Here is an 18,254-nt window from a genome sequence, read left to right on the forward strand (position 1 = left end):
TACCCGCAGGGTGCTCTTCGTTCAGTGCGGGGTGAGGGACGTACCTCCGATCAGGACCAGATGCGGTAGGAGAGGCATCTAGACGGTCGCGGCGGCTGAGATGAGGGCGCGGCGGGTGAGGACTCGGGCCAGGTGCCTGCGGTAGTCCGGGGCGGCGTGGAGGTCGCCGGAGGGTGAGGTGCCCTGGTCGGCCTTGGCGGCGGCCTCGCTCACGGCGTCCCCGCCGCTCGGGCCCCCGTGCGCCCCTGAGCCGGAGCCGTTGACCTTCCCCGAGCCGTTCGCACCGGCCGAGCCGTTGGCCACGGAGCCGTACAGGCCGTGGGAGCCGTTCAGCTCGGCGCCGGCGACCGCCGACTCGACCTGAGTGGCGCGTATGGGCGTGGAGCCCATGTTGGTCAGGCCCACGCGGGCCTCCTCGATGCGGCGGGGGTCGCCGTCCGTCCCGCCGGAGACCCGTACGGCCGCCGCGACGCCGACGATCGCCCAGGCCTGGGCGGTGCGGTGGAACTTCTCGTAGTGGAAGCCCCAGCCCTCACCCAGCTTGGGCACCCGGATCGCGGTGAGGATCTCGCCCGGTTCGAGAGCCGTCTCCAGGTAGTCGACGAAGAAGTCCCGCGCCGCCACGACCCGCTCCCCGGACGTGGAGTGGATCACGAACTCCATGTCCAGCGCGACGGCCACGGCCGGCAGGTCACCGGCCGGGTCGGCGTGGGCCAGCGAGCCGCCGAACGTGCCCCGGTGCCGTACGGCCGGGTCGGCGACGGTCGCGGTGGTCAGCGCCACGAGCGGGCACTCGGCGTTGACGAGCGGCGAGCGGACCACCTCGTCGTGCGTGGTGGCGGCCCCGATGCGGACGTGGCCGTCCTCGTCGCGGATGCCGCGCAGCTCGTCCAGCCGCCCGACGTCGACGAGCAGGCTCGGATAGGCCAGTCGCAGCCGGAGCAGCGGCAGCAGCGACTGCCCTCCGGAGAGCACCTTGGCCTCGTCTCCGGCGTCCGCGAGCACCTCCACGGCCTCACCGAGCGACGACGGGCGGACGTAGTCGAAGGAAGCGGGGATCATGAGGTGCCCCCCACGCGGTCGAAGGAAGCGGGGATCATGAGGTGGCTCCCTGCACAGCTCGCCATACCCGTTCTGGACTGCAGGGCATTCGCACGTCGTTCACCCCGTACGGGCGGAGCGCGTCGACGATCGCGTTGACCACGGCGGGCGTCGAGGCGATCGTCCCCGCCTCGCCGACCCCCTTGACGCCGAGCGGGTTGGAGGTGGCGGCCGTCTCGGTCCTGTCGGTGACGAAGTCGGGCAGGTCGGACGCCGACGGCAGCAGGTAGTCCGCCATCGTCGTCGTGAGCAGGTTGCCCTCGGTGTCGTAGACGGCCTCCTCGAACAGCGCCTGGGCGATGCCCTGGGCCAGGCCGCCGTGGACCTGCCCCTCCACGATCAGCGGATTGACCACGTTGCCCACGTCGTCCACCGCGACGTACGACCTGATCTTGGTGGCCCCGGTCTCGGTGTCGACCTCGACCGCGCACAGGTGAGTGCCGTGCGGGAACGAGAAGTTGTCAGGGTCGTAGGTGGCGTCGGAGTCCAGGCTCGCCTCGACGCCGTCGGGGAGGTCGTGGGCGGCGAACGTCGCCAGCGCCACCTCCTGGATGGTCCTGCCCGAGCCGGTGCCGCGCACCTTGAACGAGCCCCCGGCGAACTCGATGTCGTCGGCGGACGCCTCCAGCAGGTGGGCGGCGATGACCTTGGCCTTCTCCCTGACCTTGTCGCAGGCCTGGAGCACGGCGACGCCGCCGACCACCAGCGAGCGGGAGCCGTAGGTGTCCATGCCCTTGTGGGAGATCGAGGTGTCGCCGTGCAGGACCGAGACGTCCTCGAAGGGCACGCTGAGGGCGTCGGCCACGATCTGGCTCCAGGCCGTCTCGTGGCCCTGCCCGTGCGGGCTGGTGCCGGTCACGACCTCCACCTTGCCGGTCGGCAGCATGCGCACGGACGCGTGCTCCCACCCGCCCGCGCCGTAGCTGAGCGAGCCGAGCACCCGGCTGGGCGCGAGGCCGCACATCTCGGTGAAGGTGGAGACACCGATGCCGAGCTGGACGGTGTCGCCCCGGTCGCGCCGGTCCGCCTGCTCGGCCCGCAGCTTGTCGTACCCGAACAGGGACAGCGCCTTGTCCGTCGCGGCCTCGTAGTTCCCCGAGTCGTAGGTCAGGCCGGCGATCGTGGTGTACGGGAACTCCTCGTGGGCGATCCAGTTGCGCCGCCGTACCTCGATGGGGTCCAAGGACAGCTCGGCGGCCAGCTCGTCCATGATCCGCTCGATGGCGAACGTCGCCTCGGGACGGCCCGCGCCTCGGTAGGCGTCGGTCGGCATCTTGGTGGTGAACACGCCCGTGCAGGTGAAGTCGTAGGCGTCCATCTTGTAGATGCCGTTGTACATGAACGCGCCGAGGATCGGGATGCCGGGAGTGATCAGCATCAGGTAGGCGCCCATGTCGGCCAGGAGGTCCACCCGCAGGCCCCTGAGGCGGCCCTCGGCGTCGGCGGCCACGGAGATGCGCTGGAGCTGGTCGCGGCCGTGGTGGACGGTCAGGTTGCCCTCCGACCGCGACTCGGTCCACTTGACCGGCTTGCCGAGCCGCCTGGTCAGCAGGAGCAGCAGCACCTCCTCGGCGGTGACCTGCAGCTTGGAGCCGAACCCGCCGCCCACGTCGGGCGCGACCACGCGCAGCTTGTGCTCGGGGATCCCGGTGACCTGCGCCAGCATGATCCGCAGGATGTGCGGGATCTGCGTGGACGAGTGCAGGGTGAAGGAGTCGCCGTCGGTCTGCGCGACCACCGCTCTCGGCTCCATCGCCGAGGGGATGAGCCGCTGCTGGACGAACGTGCGCTCGACGATCACGGGTGCGTCGCGGAAGGTCGCGTCGATGTCGCCCTGCGCGAACTTCCAGACGAACGCCCGGTTGCCCTCCTCGTGGACCTTGGGGCCGTCCTCCTTCAGGGCCTCGGTCATGTCGAGGACGGCGGGCAGGGGCTCGTAGTCGATCTCGATGGCCTCCAGCGCGTCGGTCGCCTTGTACCGGTCGGTCGCGACGACGCAGGCCACGGCCTCGCCCGCGTACCGCACCTCGTCCACCGCCATCGGCGGGTGGTCGGGGATGACGATGTCCTCGGTGACGGGCCATGCGCACGGCAGGCTGCCCTGCTCGCCCGCGAGATCACGGCCGCTGAACGCCGCGACGACCCCGGGCCTGCTCCGGGCGGCGGAGGTGTCCACCCGGGTGACGCGGGCGTGCGCCATCGGGCTGCGCAGGAACGCCACGTACAGCATGCCGGGGAGCTGGATGTTGTCGGTCCACTGGGTGCGCCCGGTGACCAGCCGCGCGTCCTCCTTGCGCCGGCGGGCCGCGCCGACCTCGTGCCTGCCGGGGGCGGGCTCGCTGAGCATGTCGCCCTCGGCGATCCGCCGCGCCACGAATCCGGCGTCGAGTTCCTCGGTCATCGGCCGCTCACCGCTTCTTCCTGGCCGCTCATGCTCTGCGCGCCCCGCCGTACGGCCCGGACGATGTTGCAGTAGCCGGTACACCGGCAGAGGTTGCCCTCCAGCCCCTCGCGGATCGCCTCGTCGGAGGGGTCGGGGTCGTCCTTCAGCAGGTCGATGGCCGCCATGATCATGCCCGGGGTGCAGTAGCCGCACTGGAGCGCGTGCTCCTCGTGGAAGGCCTGCTGCATGGGGTGCCACCGGCCGCCGGAGGACAGGCCCTCGACGGTGAGGACGTCGCCCTCGTCCGCCTGGACGGCGAGGACGGAGCAGCTCTTCACGGTCCTGCCGTCCAGCATGACGGTGCAGGCGCCGCAGTTGCTCGTGTCGCAGCCGATCGGCGTGCCGGTCTTTCCCAGCCGGTCACGCAGGAGGTGGACGAGGAGCAGGCGTGGCTCCACCTCCTCCTCGTACGTGACGCCGTCGACGGTGACGGAGATCCGGGTCATTTGCCCTCCAGGCACGCAGGCCGGTTGATCTATTGCCGTGCGCTGACCAGTGCGAACCTCGATGGAGGTGACCTTCGGCAGAGTGACGGTGGGAGTGGCCTGCGCACCAACGGATGAGTGGAGTGGATGGTGAGAACCGACAAATGCGAAAGTACGCTCCTGATATCCCGGGTCAACCCCCGTGCCGGTAAAACCCTCTCGGGCGCCCTCAGGCGAGGGGGAACGGCCGGCCGTGCTCCTCGGGAGGGCGGGGGCCGAAGATCCGGCGGTCCTTCTCGTCGATCGGCAGGTCGTTGATGCTGGCCTCGCGGCGGCGCATCAGGCCGTGCTCGTCGAACTCCCACAGCTCGTTGCCGTAGCTGCGCCACCACTGCCCGCTCGCGTCGTGGCACTCGTACTGGAAGCGCACGGCGATGCGGTCGCCGGTGAACGCCCACAGCTCCTTGCGCAGCGCGTAGCCGAGCTCCCTGGACCACTTGCGGGTGAGGAACTCGGTGATCTCGTCGCGCCCGGTCACGAACTCGGAGCGGTTGCGCCAGGCCGAGTCGGGAGTGTAGGCGAGGGCCACGTGGTGCGGGTCGCGGGTGTTCCAGGCGTCCTCGGCCGCCTGGACCTTCATCGGCGCGGTCTCGTCCGTGAACGGCGGTGTCAGAGATGTCATCGGCGGTCCTCCCCTAGGACTTGATCGATACCGGCCTCGGCGGGGAACGAAACCTCTGGGTTGAGCGGTGAGAACTCGACGAACCTCCAGGTCAGCGGCACTTCCCCCGGCACCTCCACGACCTCGTCCACATCGAAGGCGACCCCGTCGCCCGCGATGGCCGCCCGGCCGGTGAGGTGCAGCCCGTGCCCGCTCTCCCAGTCGAGGAAGAGCAGCCCGCAGGCGGCGCTGAGCCGCAGGTTCCCAAGGGTCATGAACATGAGGTTGCCGGGGTACTCGGGCCACGAGAGCCGCCGGTCGCCTGCCACCCGGACGAACCCGGGGTTGCCTCCCCGGTGGGAGACGTCGCTGCCCAGCCCGTCCACGTGGGTGGCGACGAAGAAGGTGTCGGCCGTGCCGATCCAGCGCCGCTGGGCTTGGGTGAGCCTGTCCCCGACGGTGACAGTCCCCTTCGCCAGGGTCGCGGAGGGGGCCGGCTCGCGCTTCTGGAGGTACTTGGGGCAATTGGAGTAGACCTGCTCGGTGCGCACGACCAGGCGGTCTCCTTCGCGGCGCGCCCGGCCGTTCGCCCGCATGCGCCGCCGGGTCGCGGGCTCGATGCCCAGGATCCCGATGTCGTGGTCCTCCTCGAACAGCCCGGCGAGGGGACCGGCGGGCAGCGCGCCGATCTCGATCAGCCGCTCGCCCACCGGGTCGGCGAACCCCTCGGGCCCGGTGAGCGTGCCCGCCCAGACCCGCCCCCGGCCGTCGGGGCTTCCGATGACCAGCATGCGCTGGGCCCGGAGGAAGGCCGCCGCCGCGGGCGGGATCTCGGGGCGCGCCCGGGCCGAGCCCAGAGGCTTGGTGATGCCGGCCTGGCGCTGCAGCAGCAGCTCGCCGGCGTGCTCCATCAGAAGAACCCGCAGGTCGGGGCGTCCTCCACGGGGGCCGTCAGCGCTTCGGCGCCGGTTGGGGCGAAGATCTCCACGCGGATGCCGTCCGGGTCCTGGAAGAAGACGCCGCCGGACTGCCTTCCCTTGGCGTGCGGGACGACCCCCTCGTAGGCGAACTCCACGCCGATCTCCCGGAGCGTGGCCTCCGCGCGGCGCACGGCGTCCATGTCGGGCGCCTGGAAGGCGACGTGGTGCAGGCCGGGAAGGCCGGTCGCGAAGCGGCCCTCGCTCTGCTGCCAGAGGGTCAGCACTGACGTGCCGTCGTAGCCGAGGGAGGCGTACCGCCGGTCGCCCTCCGTGGACTCGAAGTTGAGGTCGAAGCCGAAGACGCGCTGGTAGAACTGCTTGGCCCTGTCGAGGTCGGTCACATTGAGTCCGACATGCCCGATCTGGAAAGCCATGTGGTCGCCCTTCGCCCGAGACTTGTAACGGAATCACTGGTGTGGTTCCGTTAGGACATCAAGGCGAGCGTAACCTAACGGATGGCGATGAATCAATCCGTTAGAACTGGTCAGTCGTCGCGGTGCTGGCGGTAGTGGCGGGCGGCCCTGGCGCGGTTGCCGCAGCTGACCGAGCACCATTCCTGGCGGGCGTGGTCCTTGACGAAATACAGCACGCAGCGGGGCGCCGGGCACGACCTGAGCCTGTGCCGGTCGGGGCTCGCGAGGAACTCGATCGCCGCCGTGGCCAGCGCCGCGCGCAGCCGTACGGACTCGCTCGCCGGGGCGGCGGGCACGGTTGTCGCGACGGGGCCGGAGTCCTCCGGCCATTCGAGGCGCCGGGCCAGCGGCACGGCCATCGCCGCCGCGTTCACCGTGGCGAGCGCCTCGGTGAACTTCGGGAGCCGCGCATGGTCGGCGGAGCTGGGCGGCCCGGGTGCCACGGCCCTGGCGAACAGCGCCCGTACGGCCTGCCGGAGCTCGACCACCTCGTCGCGCAGGGAGTCGCTCGCGGTGAAGCGGGCGGGGTCGACTCCGAGCTCGCCGGCGTGGTCCCTGACCCACGCGGTCAGGCCGTCCGTGTCGGCGAGAAAGTCCGAGATCTCGCCGCGGTTCAGCCGGCTCGCCCGGATCGTCTGGGTGAACAGCAGGACCAGGGGCTCGGACATCCGTCCATCCTAACGTGCCCGCAGCCTGTGTTCCGTTAGGGTCAGCGCTTGCGCACCGCTTTGGCGATGATGCCCACGAACCCGGCGAAGCCGAGCCCGAAGACGAGGATCAGCGCCATGACCAGCGTGTCGGGCGTGGGCGGGGTCAGGTAGCGGATGCCGATGCCGATGAACAGCAGGCCCGCGAGCAGCGACAGCCAGTCGGTCCTATGCCGCACGGTGCACCTCCACGTCGCCGATGCCGGCCTTGACGTGCAGCTCGATGACCGGCACGGTGCCGGACGGGGTCACGTCGGGTTCGAGCACCTTGTCGTGGTGGACGTCCGCGCCGCCCTGCACCGTGTGCTCGATCTTCACGTCCCCCAGCCTCGTGTAGCCGAACACCTCCACGCGGGCGGTGCGGGGCACGATGATCTTGATCTCCCCGATGGACACCGAGGCGTCGAACCGGGTGCGCGACCCGGGCACGAGCTTGGTCTCGCGCAGGTCGAGGGTGCCGTCGCCGATGCCCACCGAGTACGAGCGCACGGCCTGCGAGCTGTCGACCGGCTCCCACGTGTAGCTGCCGATCTTCTTCGGAATACCGTTCACCGTCGACCCCGCCACCAGGAGAAGAGACATGATCGTGCCGGTCGCCACCAGGCCGGCGCCCCGGCCGAACCAGGTCGCGATCAGCAGCCCGGCGCCGATCGTGATGAGTACGACCCCACCGACCACCGGCAGGTTGAACGTGCTGGAGGACGACTGGGTGGCCACCATGATCCCTCCGACCACGAGCGCGACGAGCATCGTGAGCGCGCCGATGAAGGACTTCGGCCGCTTCGGGCGGTCAGGCCTTGCCAGGCCGGCGCCGCCTCTGCCGTAACCCCAGTCGTGCGGCTCGTACGGCTGGGGCGGCGCGTACCGGCTGTAGGGACCGCGCGGGGCGAACGGCTCACCCGAGGAGTCGAAGCCCCCCGAACCCAACCGGACAGGCCCGTATCGCGACGAAACTGGTGGGACCGCACTCTCCGGTACGACAGGAGCCGGCGGCGCCGCCGGGGGAGGCGGTGCCATGGGGGCGTCTTCCATCCTGGGCGGAGCGTCCTGCGCGTCCTTGGCCAGGTCGGACAGCCGGCGGTACTCCTGCCCCATGCCCGGCCCCGCGCCGGCGCCAGGGACCGCGTCGGCGGGTGGGGCGGGCGGAGGCGCGGCGAAGGACGAGGTGAAAGGCGCGTCCGGAGCCGATGAGAACGGACGGCCCCCCACAGGAGCGTTCGCCCAGTGCTCGGGGACCGGCCGGGTGCCGCGCTTTCCCCTGAGACGCTCAGGCAGGCTCCTGGCCAGGGCCAGCAGATCGACGCCGCGTGCGTGCGCCGCCAGCAGGGCGACCGCCAGCAGCGTGCCCACGACGACCGTCGCGGTGCTGATGCCGTCGGCCGCCAGGTTGATGATCAGGCCCAACGCGAAGACCGCAGCCAGCAACGCCATCACGGTCTCGGTGTCGAAGACCCTGCGGCTCCACTGCTCGGCGTACCCCGGGCCGCCGTTCGGGCTCCTCATCAGCAGGAACGCCGCGACGTACAGCATGATGCCGATGCCGGACCCCACGACCAGGGCGGCGAAGCCCACGCGGAAGATGACCGGATCCATCCCCGTGTAGCGGCCGAGCCCGGCGCACACCCCCGTGAGCATGCGCCCCTCGTCAGTACGCTTGAGCACACGCTCCTCATCCACAGATGGGAAGCTACCTGGCTCCAGCGTCGTGTCGGGACTGCCTGCTTCGGTCATGGCTCCATCGTGGCCGCGAACAGGTCCCGCTCACCATCCGGGAGACCCCTGACTCGTCCCGGACCCCTCAGGGCAGGAGTCAGGGAGCGCCCTGATGCACGATGCCCCTTTCACGTGTGACGATGCTCCAGAGATGTCTGAGACCCCCACCATTCCCGAGGCGTACCCGCGCATGGTCCGGCCGATGCGAGGCCGGCTCGTCGCGGGCGTCGCCCAAGGCGCCGCCGCCCAGCTCCGGCTCGACCCTGTCGTGCTGCGGCTGGCCTTCGTGCTGCTCAGCGTGCTCGACGGGCTGGGCCTGCTCGCGTACGCCGCGCTGTGGATGTTCACGCCGCGCGAGCAGTACGAAGGGGAGCCGCCCGGCCGCGACTGGGGCCAGGTGGCCGCGTACGGCGTGCTCGGCATGGCCCTCACGGCCTTCGGCTGGCTCACGGGCGCGTCCACCGGAGGCATCGGCACCTGGTCGATCGCCGTGGGCGGCATCGGCACCCTGATCCTTTGGCAGCAGGCCGAGCCCGGTCGCCGCCAGCGCTGGATGACCGACGCGGTGCGGCAGGTGCGGCGGTCGTGGATCCGCACCGCCCTCGGCCTGCTTCTCGTGGTCATCGGCGCGATCGGGTTCCTGGCCGCCCAGGGCAAGCTCGCCGACGCCGGCCCGGGGCTGGTGTTCACCGCCGTCGTGGTCGGCGGCATCGCGCTGATCGCGGCCCCCTGGCTCACCGGCCTGTGGAAGGAGCTCCAGAGGGAGCGCCGCGAGCGCATCCGGCAGGAGGAGCGCGCCGAGATGGCCGCGCACGTCCACGACTCGGTGCTGCACACGCTCACGCTCATCCAGCGCAACGCGGGCGACCCCTTCGAGGTCACGCGGCTGGCCCGGTCGCAGGAGCGCGAGCTGCGCAACTGGCTCTACCAGCCCAAGGCGGACGCCGATGTGTCCCTCGCCGCCGCCGTGCGCCGGGTCGCCGCCGAGATCGAGGACGAGCACGGCGTGCCCATCGAGATCGTCTGCGTGGGCGACTGCGACCTGGACGACGGGCTCCGCGCCATGCTGCACGCGGCGCGGCAGGCCATGGTCAACGCGGCGAAGTACGCCGAGGCGCCGGTGATCTCCGTCTACGCGGAGGTGGAGGCGGGCGAGATCACCGTGTTCGTCAGGGACCGCGGCAAGGGTTTCAATATGGAGGACGTTCCCGACGACCGTATGGGCATCCGACAGTCGATCATCGGCCGTATGGAGCGCCATGGCGGCAGCGCGCGGATCAAGACCGGGCCTGGCGAGGGAACCGAAGTAATGCTGACGATGAAGCGGGAGCAGTCGTGATCCACGATCTGACCCGGTGTTCGAGGGAGCCGTGAGTATGGTCAAGGTACTGATCGTGGACGACCACCGGCTCTTCCGGTCCGGGGTGCGCGCGGAGCTGGGCCCCCAGATCGAGGTGGTCGGGGAGGCCGAGGACGTCGAGTCCGCGGTCTCGGCCATCGAGGCGCTCAAGCCCGACGTGATCCTGCTCGACGTCCACATGCCCGGGGGCGGCGGCCAGGAGGTGCTGCGCCGGGTGCTCGGCTCGGGGTCCTCCGTCCGCTTCCTTGCGCTCTCGGTCTCCGACGCGGCCGAGGACGTGATCGGCGTCATCCGCGGCGGCGCCCGCGGGTACGTCACCAAGACGATCAGCGGACGTGAGCTCACCGACGCGATCGTCCGGGTGTCGGAGGGCGACGCGGTGTTCTCTCCCCGCCTGGCCGGGTTCGTGCTGGACGCCTTCGCCTCCACAGAGGCGCCCTCCATCGATCCCGAGCTCGACTCCCTGACCACGCGCGAGCGCGAGGTGCTGCGGCTGATCGCGCGGGGTTACGCGTACAAGGAGATCGCGAAGGAGCTCTTCATCTCGGTGAAGACGGTCGAGACCCACGTCTCCTCCGTCCTGCGTAAACTCCAGCTCTCCAACCGTCACGAGCTGTCCCGCTGGGCCACCGCCCGGCGTCTCGTGTAGACCAATGCCCGGGCAGGAGCGTGACGGGTCGGCCAAGATTGGCCGGGTGACCACTCGCGCGCTTCTGCCGCTCTTACTCGCAGCCGTGCTCGCGGCGGGCTGCTCGTCCCTGGGCTCGGGGAAGGACCAGATCTCCGCGCCGAGCCCCTCGTCCAAGGCGTCCAGGTCGCCCCTGGCCCTCGGGCAGACGTTCGAGGAGGACGTCCAGCTCGCGCGCACCTTCACCGAGCGCTACTGGCAGCGGAGGTTCGAGGCCTCGGGCAGGATCTACCGTCCTCTGCAGGGGTTCATGGCGTACTCCGGGGAGAACGGTCCCGCCTGCGGCGGCCAGCCCGCCGTGCCGGGCAACGCCTTCTACTGCCCGGTCGGGCACTTCGTCGCGTACGACGAGGCGTGGATGCGCTCGCTCTACGACAAGATGGGCGACGGGGCGGTGTACGTCATCATCCCCCACGAGCTGGGCCATGCCATCCAGGCGCAGCTCATGCGCGACTTCAGCCTGAGCATCCAGCGCGAGCTCCAGGCCGACTGCTACGCGGGCGGCGCGCTGAGGGGCATGATCGACGCCAAGATGCTGGAGGCCGAGAGCGGCGACGAGGCCGAGCTGCTCACCAATCTCGCGGCGGCGGGCGACCCGAGCGAGGCGTGGTGGCGGGAGGACGCCCACGGCACCCCGGTCCAGCGCCAGCAGGCGTTCGCCACCGGTTACAACAGCGGCGTCGACGCATGCTGACATACGCCGAGATGCGGACCGGCGAGGTTCCCGGATACGCCGTCAGATGGATGTGCCGTCCCGGGGCGGCCCGTAGCCTGGCGGTGCAGACGCAGGCCAGGGAGGTGGTCATGGCTACTGAATTCGTCCGCGGGGCCGGCTGGGCGGCCCGGGGATCCTGCCGGGGGGCCGATCCCGAGCTGTTCTTCCCCGACGCCCCGTTCCCCGATCAGGAGGCGCGGGCGAAGGCCATCTGCGCCACGTGCCCGGTGATCGCCGAGTGCCGCGCCTATGCCGTGCGCGCGGGGGAGTCCGAGGGCATCTGGGGCGGCCTCACCACGGCCGAGCGCCGCCGCCTGCGCTTCCCCCGTGGCTGGAGACAGCGCGCCGCCTCATGACACGGGCTTCCCGGCGCGTCACGGCCTTGGGTACGGCTGATCAGCTTCCGGCGCGTGACGATCCGCGCCTCCTGCCCGCCGCCGTGGGCGTGCTCGTGGTGGCCAACGTGCTGAACAACCGCGTCGCCCGGCGGCTCGCGCCGGTGACCTCGGCCCTCGCGGCGGGCACGCTGGTCGTCCTGGCCCGGCGGTCGGGCCTGTCCTGGGCCGAGATCGGGTTCGAGGGCGGCGCCAGGGGCGTGAAGATCGGAGCGGCGCTCGCGGGCGCCGTGGCCGCGGTGTACACCGGCGGCGTCCTGCTGCCCCGCACCCGGCGTTTCTTCCGCGACGAGCGGGCGCTCGGGCTGTCGCGCGCCCGCCTCGCGGAGGAGATCCTGGTCCAGGTCCCGCTGGGCACGGTCCTGCTGGAGGAGGTCGGGTTCAGGGGAGTGCTGCCCGCAGTGCTGCGCCGCTCGTACGGTGCGGGGGTGGCCGTCGCGGGATCCTCGGCCCTCTTCGGGCTCTGGCACATCCTCCCGGCCATGGACATGGCGGCTGCCAACCCCGCGCTCGGCGGCCTCGCCGACGGGGGCTCTCGCGGTGACGGCGCGGCCCGGCTCGTCGTGGGGTCCGTCGTGTCCACGGGGCTCGCGGGGGTGTTCTTCCACGAGCTACGGCGGCGCGGGGGGCTGCCGGCGCCGTCCCTGTTCCACCTGGCCACGAACTCGCTCGGGTTCCTCGCCGCCAGGGCCGCGAGGCATCTGGACCGGTTGAGCGGCCGGAGCCCTCAGGCGGTCGGGACGACCTGGAAGCCCTCGGCGTAGCTGCCCTCGGGAAGCCCGGCGGCCTGGGCGGTGGCCGAGAGCCAGCCCTTGACGAAGTCCTCCAGCGTGTCCAGGTGGGCGACCTGGCTCTCGTGCGCCCGCAGGGCCGCGATCTTGCGGTCCACGGCCGAGGTGATGTCCACGTAGTGGTTCGGCGTCGGGCCGCCCGTCAGCCACACCTCGCGGGCCGTCCATGCCTCCAGGCCCTCCTCTACGAGGAGCTCGGGGAACGCGTACGGGTTGCGCGCGTCGGGGTAGACCGCGTCCAGCGTCGCGCCGCCGACCGCCCGGTGGTCGGGATGGCTCGGCCCGATGCGGGCGTAGTTGCGCTCGGGCGAGGAGGTGATGACCCGGTCGGGACGGACCTGGCGGATCACCCGGGCGATGTCGCGGCGCAGGCCGAGCGTCGGTTCCACGGTGCCGTCGGCATAGCCGAGGAAACGCAGGTCCTTCACCCCGACCCGCCTGGCGGCCTCGGTCTGCTCGGCCCGCCGCAGCGCGGCCATGCCGCCGTTGTCCAGGGCGCGGTCGAACCCACCGGCGTCGCCGTCGGTCACGATGCAGTACACGACGTGGATACCCTTGTCGGTGAACGTCGCGACCGTGCCCGCCGCCCCGAAGTCCACGTCGTCAGGGTGAGCGGTCACCACGAGAATCGTGCTGATGTCGTCGTCGTCAAGTGCGGTCACGATCGTCCTCCTCGGTTCACAGGGCGGTGAACAATTGACCATCTCTCGATATTTCCAGCTTGAGTGCCCAATGCCCGGCCGGTCGGGCCGTCCGGCGGCGGGGGCGGTGCCCGAACAGGCTGCCAGTGTCGGTGGGCGGCCATAATCTAGGGGCGTGTCGACCCGAGCCATGAACCCCACCGTTGATCATCCGCTGCTCGACGGGCTCAACCCGCAGCAGCGTGACGCCGTCGTCCACGCGGGCAGCCCGCTCCTGATCGTCGCGGGTGCCGGCTCGGGGAAGACACGTGTGCTCACCCACCGCATCGCCTACCTGCTCTCCGAGCGCGACGTGCAGCCGCAGGAGATCCTCGCGATCACCTTCACCAACAAGGCCGCCAGAGAGATGAAGGAGCGGGTCGACAAGCTCATCGGCCCGAGGTCCAAGGCCATGTGGGTGATGACCTTCCACAGCGCCTGCGTCCGCATCCTGCGCAGGGAGGCCAAGCGGCTGGGGTTCACCTCCAGCTTCTCCATCTACGACCAGGCCGACTCCCAGCGGCTGATGGCGATGGTCTGCCGCGAGCTCGACCTCGACCCCAAGCGTTACCCCCCGCGCTCGTTCTCCGCGCAGGTCAGCAACCTCAAGAACGAGCTGATCGACTACGAGACGGCCGCCGAGAAGGCGCAGACGCATCTGGAGCGCACGCTCGCCGAGGCCTACCGCGGCTACCAGCGCAGGCTCACCGAGGCCGGCGCGATGGACTTCGACGACATCATCATGCTCACGGTCACGCTCTTCCAGCTCTTCCCCGAGGTGGCCGAGCACTACCGCCGCCGGTTCCGCCACGTCATGGTCGACGAGTACCAGGACACCAACCACGCGCAGTACATCCTGGTCAGAGAGCTCGTGGGCCGGCCAGAGGTGCGCACCGCCGACGGTGACCTGATCCGGGGTTCCGTCGACCCCGCCGAGCTGTGCGTGGTCGGCGACGCCGACCAGTCGATCTACGCCTTCCGCGGCGCGTCGATCCGCAACATCCTGGAGTTCGAGCGCGACTATCCGGACGCCCGCACGATCCTCCTCGAGCAGAACTACCGCTCCACCCAGACGATCCTGTCGGCCGCCAACGCCGTGATCTCGCGCAACGAGAGCCGCAAGCCCAAGAACCTCTGGTCCGACCAGGGCGCCGGGCCCAAGATCATCGGGTATGTCGCCGACAACGAGCACGACGAGGCCATGTTCGTCGCCCAGGAGGTCGACCGGCTCTCCGACGAGGACGACGTGACGCCCGGCCAGGTCGCGGTCTTCTACCGCACCAACGCCGCCTCCCGTGTGTTCGAGGAGATCTTCATCCGCACCGGCCTGCCGTACAAGGTGGTCGGCGGCGTGCGGTTCTACGAGCGCAGGGAGGTCCGCGACCTGCTGGCCTACCTCCGGGTGCTCGCGAACCCCACCGACATGGTGTCGCTGCGGCGCGTGCTCAACGTTCCCAAGCGCGGCATCGGCGACCGGGCGGAGGCGATGGTCGAGGCGTTCGCGGGCCGTGAGCGCGTCGGCTTCTGGGAGGCACTCCGGCGGGCGGACGAGGCCCCCGGCCTGGCCACCCGTTCCCTCAACGCGATCAGGGAGTTCGTCGCGCTGCTCGACGACCTGCGGAGCAAGGAGCTGCCGATCTCCGAGCTGGCCGAGGAGGTCCTGTCCAGCACGGGCTACCGCACCGAGCTGGAGACCTCGGGCGACCCGCAGGACGAGAGCAGGCTGGAGAACCTCAACGAGCTCATCTCCGTGGCCCAGGAGTTCGAGGAGGCCAACCCCGAGGGCACGCTCGTAGACTTCCTGGAGCAGGTCTCGCTGGTGGCCGACGCCGACCAGATCCCCGAGGGCGAGGACCACCAGGGCGTCGTCACGCTGATGACCCTGCACACCGCGAAGGGGCTGGAGTTCCCCGTGGTGTTCCTCACCGGCCTGGAGGACGGCGTCTTCCCCCACATGCGGTCCCTCGGCGAGCCGCGTGAGCTGGAGGAGGAGCGCCGCCTGGCCTATGTCGGCATCACCCGGGCCCAGCAGCGGCTCTACGTCTCGCGTGCCGCAGTCCGCAGCTCGTGGGGGTCTCCCGCGTTCAACCCCGCGTCCAGGTTCCTCGCCGAGGTGCCGTCCGACCTGCTCGACTGGCGCAGCGACCCCGAGAAGAGCGCCTGGAGCGCCGCGACCTCGCGCCAGAGCCGCACGGCTCCCGCCCCCAAGAAGGCCGGCGGTCGGGTGATCCCGAACCTCAGCCCGGGCGACCGCGTCTCCCACGACACCTTCGGGCTCGGCACCGTGGTGACCGTCGACGGCATGGCCGAGAAGACCAAGGTCAAGATCGACTTCGGCTCCGGCGGCGAGAAGACCCTCCTCCTCGCCTACGCCCCCCTCGAAAAGCTCTGAGGGCCGACACGAAAGGCCCGGTGACTTCGGTCACCGGGCCTTGGTCGTCAGCGGTCCTGCCGCCTATGGCGTGTCGCCGGCCGCGTCCGGGAGAACCGCGAACGTCGGGTCCGGCAGGGTGAAGGGCTCCTTGGGAAGGTCCTTCGCGTCGACGACCTCCCAGGCGGGCGGAGCCGTGATGACGACCTTCGCCCTCCACGAGGAGTAGTTCGACGTGGTCACCTGCTTGACTTCGCCGAACTCCTTGTCGTGATCGACGCGGGTGACGGAGAACCTGCGGGGAAGCAGGTCGCGTCCCAGCCAGAGCTTCCAGTCGACCTTGGTGGCGGTCTCCGAGAGGCCGCCAAGACGCTTCTTCGTCGCGGGGGACAGCTCGCGCAGCCTGGCCGCCGTGATCGTGCCGGCGTAGACCGTGGTCGCGGTCCCGTCGATGGTGCCGCCGGGCTTCTTCACGTTGGTGGTGGCCAGCAACCCCTGGTAGGTCCGATGCTCGGCGAGGTCGATGTCGGGCGCGAGACCCGTCTGCGTGGTGAACGGCGTCCCGGCATACCGCACCCAGCTCATGCCCACGGGGAGGTAGGGCTTGTAGGTCTCCCCGCTGGCATAGGTCTTGCCGCCTACACCGATCTGCCGGACCGGCGTCTGCAGATCTTCGAGCCCTTCGAACTCCGCACCGCTCAGGTGATACCTGCTGGTGAGGTCCGAGGAGACGATGCCGGAGCGTGCGAACCCGAGCTTCCCGGTCGTGAACCCCTCCATCAGGGGCTTGCCGGCCCTCAGCAACGCGGAGTGGTGGCTGACCTTGACCCCGTGGCCCGCGACGAACTGCTTGTGCAGTGCGTCAACGGGGTCGGTGGGCTTGGCCTGGGCGTTGGCGGCGGTGGCCAGCGCCGGCGCGATCAGTGCCGCCGCGACCACTCCGGTGAGCCGGGCGCCCCATCGTTTGATCATGAGCTTCCGTCCTGTGGGGCGATCAGCGCTCGGGCGAGGCCATGCTCGGGACCATCGTGGTGAGATCACGGCTGTCCGGAAGGTCGGTGCCGAGGTCGTTCTCGTCGACCACCTCGCTGGCGGAAGGTGCCGTCAGAGAGACCTTCGCCCCCCACGACGAGTACTTGGTGTCCACGACGTTCTTCCATGATGAGAAGTCGCGGCCCGCCTTCAGCTCGAACGTGGTGATGAGGCGACGGGCGAGCAGATCCTTCCCGAGCCACAGCTTCCAGCCCACCTTGACCTTCGCCAGGGCGGCGTTCGGCTTCCAGCCTGGCATCTTCTGGAGCACCGGGGAAAGCTTGTACACCGTGCCGTAGGCGATGGAGCCGGTGTACAGCGTGGTCGCCGTTCCGTCCACCTTTCCGCCGGGACGCTTGACCGAGGTGGTGGCGAGCAGGGCCTTGTACGACCGGCGGTCGAGGATGTCCACCAAGGTCGATGGGCCGGGTACGAGGGCATGCTTGCCCGTGTACCGGATCCAGGTCTTCCCCTCGGGCAGGCAGGATTCGTAGTACGGGCCTGAAACGTAGGTGGCGTTCTGGAGGGCGAGGGCGCGGCCTGGCTTCGCCATCTCCTTGGCCTGCTTGCGGTCGGGGTACCGGACGTACCTGCCCGTCGTGTCCGACGCGACGATCCCGGCTGGGCCGAGCTGGACGCTGCCGCTCTCTCGCCAGTCGAGTTCCGTCTTGCCTTTCCACCCGAGGGTGTAGCGGCTGGTCACTTTGATGCCATGGTCCTTGACGAGCCGCTGGGTGAGCGCGTCGAGAGGAGTGGCGGCCTTGGCCTGCGCGTTCGCGGTGGTAGCGGTCGCCGGAGCGATCAGCACGGCCGCGGCGACTCCGGTGAGTGTGGCGATCAATCGCCTCATGGACAATTCTTCCTCTGCTGGATGGCTGGGGGCGAGTGCTCAGCGCTCCCGCGTGGCCATGCCGGTGATGGTGGTGGTGAAGTCGGGGGTCGTCTCAGGAAGGTCGCCTTCGAGGTCCTTCTCGTCGACGACGAGGTCGGCCGGGGGCGCCTTGATGGCGACCTTGCCGCCCCAGGAGGTGAAGCGGGCGTCGGTGGTGATGGAGATGTCGCCGACGAGCGGGCTGGTGGACAGCGGGAAGACGGTCTGGAACCGGCGGGGAAGCTGGTCGCCTCCGACCCACATCTTCCAGGGCAGCGTGACGGTCTTCTTGGTCTTGAGCGACTTGGCGAGGTCGGCGACCGTCGGCGAGACCTTGGCGAGCTGGGCCAGCGTGATGGAGCCGCGGAGCAGGGTGGTCCTGGCGCCGCCGACCTTGCCGCCGTTCCCCTTGGCCTTCGTGCTCCCGAGGACGGCCTTCAGCACCTTGGGCTGGAGGACGTCGATCAGGCTGCTGGTGCTGTTCCCGCCCGAGGGGGCGCTGGTGCGCACCCAGGTCCGGCCGGCGGGCAGGAGGTCGTCGTACAGCGGGCTCTTCAGGTAGGCCTTGCCGTCGACGACGATCATGCGGACGGTGGAGTCGCCGCCCTCGCCGCCGAAGTTCGAGACGGTCTTGGTGTCGTAGGCGTCGACACCCGACTTCCCGAAGCGCAGGACGCCCACCTGGCGGTACCGGAACAGGTCCTTGCCGTCGAGCTTCATGCGCGTGTCCTCGTCCATGCGGACGGTGGTCTTCTTCGCGAACTGCAGCCGCAGGGCTTCGACGGCGTTCTTGGGGGCCGCCTTCGCGGTGGTGGGGGCCGCGTGCGCGGTGGACGGCGCGGCCATCGCCAGCGCGGGTGCCACCAGAGCGGTCGCGGCTAGGGCGATCAATCGCCTCATTGGGGGGT

At 70.4% G+C, this 18,254-nt stretch carries 19 protein-coding genes; 6 read left to right on the forward strand and 13 right to left on the reverse strand.

Going from position 1 to position 18,254, the window contains the following annotated elements; translation table 11 throughout:
- Positions 1-78: 78 nt before the first annotated feature.
- The 9 genes from OG589_RS42975 to OG589_RS43015 form a co-directional block, all read right to left on the reverse strand.
- Complete coding sequence (locus tag OG589_RS42975; RefSeq protein ID WP_405144666.1) at positions 79-1,062, reverse strand: FAD binding domain-containing protein; 984 nt, start codon at positions 1,060-1,062, stop codon at positions 79-81.
- A 34-nt stretch (positions 1,063-1,096) separates the two neighbouring features.
- The gene (locus tag OG589_RS42980; RefSeq protein WP_405152234.1) at positions 1,097-3,448 is read right to left on the reverse strand and encodes a xanthine dehydrogenase family protein molybdopterin-binding subunit; all 2,352 of its coding nucleotides are present in this window, start codon (positions 3,446-3,448) and stop codon (positions 1,097-1,099) included.
- 50 nt (positions 3,449-3,498) lie between these two features.
- The gene (locus OG589_RS42985; RefSeq protein ID WP_405144667.1) at positions 3,499-3,990 is read right to left on the reverse strand and encodes a (2Fe-2S)-binding protein; all 492 of its coding nucleotides are present in this window, start codon (positions 3,988-3,990) and stop codon (positions 3,499-3,501) included.
- A 208-nt stretch (positions 3,991-4,198) separates the two neighbouring features.
- Positions 4,199-4,651 carry a nuclear transport factor 2 family protein gene (locus OG589_RS42990; protein ID WP_405144668.1) on the reverse strand — a complete coding sequence of 151 codons (453 nt, stop codon included), beginning with the start codon at positions 4,649-4,651 and terminating at the stop codon, positions 4,199-4,201.
- Positions 4,648-5,541, reverse strand: a complete 894-nt coding sequence (locus OG589_RS42995) for a pyridoxamine 5'-phosphate oxidase family protein (RefSeq protein ID WP_405144669.1) — start codon at positions 5,539-5,541, stop codon at positions 4,648-4,650. Before OG589_RS42995 ends, OG589_RS42990 begins: the two co-directional genes overlap by 4 nt.
- Positions 5,541-5,984 (reverse strand): VOC family protein, encoded by a 444-nt coding sequence (locus OG589_RS43000; RefSeq protein WP_405144671.1) that lies wholly within the window; start codon positions 5,982-5,984, stop codon positions 5,541-5,543. The genes OG589_RS42995 and OG589_RS43000 overlap by 1 nt, the downstream gene beginning before the upstream one ends.
- 110 nt (positions 5,985-6,094) lie before the next feature.
- Positions 6,095-6,691, reverse strand: a complete 597-nt coding sequence (locus tag OG589_RS43005) for a CGNR zinc finger domain-containing protein (protein ID WP_405144673.1) — start codon at positions 6,689-6,691, stop codon at positions 6,095-6,097.
- A 41-nt stretch (positions 6,692-6,732) separates the two neighbouring features.
- A complete protein-coding gene (locus OG589_RS43010) occupies positions 6,733-6,909 on the reverse strand; it encodes a hypothetical protein (protein ID WP_405144674.1) in 177 nt (58 codons plus the stop codon).
- Positions 6,899-8,407 carry a PspC domain-containing protein gene (locus OG589_RS43015; RefSeq protein WP_405144676.1) on the reverse strand — a complete coding sequence of 503 codons (1,509 nt, stop codon included), beginning with the start codon at positions 8,405-8,407 and terminating at the stop codon, positions 6,899-6,901. The genes OG589_RS43010 and OG589_RS43015 overlap by 11 nt, the downstream gene beginning before the upstream one ends.
- A gap of 187 nt (positions 8,408-8,594) precedes the next feature.
- Here OG589_RS43015 and OG589_RS43020 point away from each other — a divergent pair, with 187 nt between their 5' ends.
- From OG589_RS43020 to OG589_RS43040, 5 genes are all read left to right on the forward strand, one after another.
- The gene (locus OG589_RS43020) at positions 8,595-9,782 is read left to right on the forward strand and encodes a PspC domain-containing protein (RefSeq protein WP_405144678.1); all 1,188 of its coding nucleotides are present in this window, start codon (positions 8,595-8,597) and stop codon (positions 9,780-9,782) included.
- Between the two features lie 37 nt (positions 9,783-9,819).
- Positions 9,820-10,452 carry a response regulator gene (locus OG589_RS43025; protein WP_405144680.1) on the forward strand — a complete coding sequence of 211 codons (633 nt, stop codon included), beginning with the start codon at positions 9,820-9,822 and terminating at the stop codon, positions 10,450-10,452.
- A 46-nt stretch (positions 10,453-10,498) separates the two neighbouring features.
- Positions 10,499-11,185 (forward strand): neutral zinc metallopeptidase, encoded by a 687-nt coding sequence (locus OG589_RS43030; protein ID WP_405144681.1) that lies wholly within the window; start codon positions 10,499-10,501, stop codon positions 11,183-11,185.
- Positions 11,186-11,295: 110 nt separating this feature from the next.
- Positions 11,296-11,562, forward strand: a complete 267-nt coding sequence (locus OG589_RS43035; protein ID WP_405144682.1) for a WhiB family transcriptional regulator — start codon at positions 11,296-11,298, stop codon at positions 11,560-11,562.
- Entirely contained in the window at positions 11,559-12,365 is an 807-nt protein-coding gene (locus tag OG589_RS43040; RefSeq protein ID WP_405144683.1) for a CPBP family intramembrane glutamic endopeptidase, read from the forward strand. Before OG589_RS43035 ends, OG589_RS43040 begins: the two co-directional genes overlap by 4 nt.
- On the opposite strand, the gene OG589_RS43045 is transcribed toward OG589_RS43040, so the two are convergent.
- The gene (locus tag OG589_RS43045; protein ID WP_405152235.1) at positions 12,329-13,057 is read right to left on the reverse strand and encodes a PIG-L deacetylase family protein; all 729 of its coding nucleotides are present in this window, start codon (positions 13,055-13,057) and stop codon (positions 12,329-12,331) included. The two genes, OG589_RS43040 and OG589_RS43045, sit on opposite strands and share 37 nt — an antisense overlap.
- Before the next feature lie 166 nt (positions 13,058-13,223).
- On the opposite strand from OG589_RS43045, the gene pcrA reads away from it, so the two are divergent.
- Positions 13,224-15,464, forward strand: a complete 2,241-nt coding sequence (pcrA, locus tag OG589_RS43050) for a DNA helicase PcrA (protein WP_405152236.1) — start codon at positions 13,224-13,226, stop codon at positions 15,462-15,464.
- Positions 15,465-15,527: 63 nt separating this feature from the next.
- Here the strand turns inward: pcrA and OG589_RS43055 are convergent, their stop codons facing one another.
- Genes OG589_RS43055 through OG589_RS43065 form a run of 3 tightly spaced genes read right to left on the reverse strand, consistent with a single transcriptional unit; the run spans position 15,528 to position 18,246 of the window.
- Entirely contained in the window at positions 15,528-16,415 is an 888-nt protein-coding gene (locus OG589_RS43055) for a hypothetical protein (protein WP_405144685.1), read from the reverse strand.
- Between the two features lie 22 nt (positions 16,416-16,437).
- Positions 16,438-17,325 carry a hypothetical protein gene (locus tag OG589_RS43060; RefSeq protein ID WP_405144687.1) on the reverse strand — a complete coding sequence of 296 codons (888 nt, stop codon included), beginning with the start codon at positions 17,323-17,325 and terminating at the stop codon, positions 16,438-16,440.
- Between the two features lie 39 nt (positions 17,326-17,364).
- Entirely contained in the window at positions 17,365-18,246 is an 882-nt protein-coding gene (locus OG589_RS43065; RefSeq protein WP_405144689.1) for a hypothetical protein, read from the reverse strand.
- Positions 18,247-18,254 lie beyond the last annotated feature (8 nt).

Source organism: Sphaerisporangium sp. NBC_01403 (assembly GCF_045040145.1).
GTDB classification, from domain to species: Bacteria; Actinomycetota; Actinomycetes; order Streptosporangiales; family Streptosporangiaceae; genus Sphaerisporangium; species Sphaerisporangium viridialbum.

Coding starts and splice junctions, on each gene's coding strand:
- OG589_RS42985 (WP_405144667.1), bottom strand. CDS start 3,990: ATGACCCGGATCTCCGTCACCGTCGACGGCGTCACGTACGAGGAGGAG.
- OG589_RS43065 (WP_405144689.1), bottom strand. CDS start 18,246: ATGAGGCGATTGATCGCCCTAGCCGCGACCGCTCTGGTGGCACCCGCG.
- OG589_RS43020 (WP_405144678.1), top strand. CDS start 8,595: ATGTCTGAGACCCCCACCATTCCCGAGGCGTACCCGCGCATGGTCCGG.
- OG589_RS42975 (WP_405144666.1), bottom strand. CDS start 1,062: ATGATCCCCGCTTCCTTCGACTACGTCCGCCCGTCGTCGCTCGGTGAG.
- OG589_RS43025 (WP_405144680.1), top strand. CDS start 9,820: ATGGTCAAGGTACTGATCGTGGACGACCACCGGCTCTTCCGGTCCGGG.
- OG589_RS42990 (WP_405144668.1), bottom strand. CDS start 4,651: ATGACATCTCTGACACCGCCGTTCACGGACGAGACCGCGCCGATGAAG.
- OG589_RS43040 (WP_405144683.1), top strand. CDS start 11,559: ATGACACGGGCTTCCCGGCGCGTCACGGCCTTGGGTACGGCTGATCAG.
- OG589_RS43005 (WP_405144673.1), bottom strand. CDS start 6,691: ATGTCCGAGCCCCTGGTCCTGCTGTTCACCCAGACGATCCGGGCGAGC.
- OG589_RS43035 (WP_405144682.1), top strand. CDS start 11,296: ATGGCTACTGAATTCGTCCGCGGGGCCGGCTGGGCGGCCCGGGGATCC.
- pcrA (WP_405152236.1), top strand. CDS start 13,224: ATGAACCCCACCGTTGATCATCCGCTGCTCGACGGGCTCAACCCGCAG.
- OG589_RS43000 (WP_405144671.1), bottom strand. CDS start 5,984: ATGGCTTTCCAGATCGGGCATGTCGGACTCAATGTGACCGACCTCGAC.
- OG589_RS42995 (WP_405144669.1), bottom strand. CDS start 5,541: ATGGAGCACGCCGGCGAGCTGCTGCTGCAGCGCCAGGCCGGCATCACC.
- OG589_RS42980 (WP_405152234.1), bottom strand. CDS start 3,448: ATGCTCAGCGAGCCCGCCCCCGGCAGGCACGAGGTCGGCGCGGCCCGC.
- OG589_RS43055 (WP_405144685.1), bottom strand. CDS start 16,415: ATGATCAAACGATGGGGCGCCCGGCTCACCGGAGTGGTCGCGGCGGCA.
- OG589_RS43060 (WP_405144687.1), bottom strand. CDS start 17,325: ATGAGGCGATTGATCGCCACACTCACCGGAGTCGCCGCGGCCGTGCTG.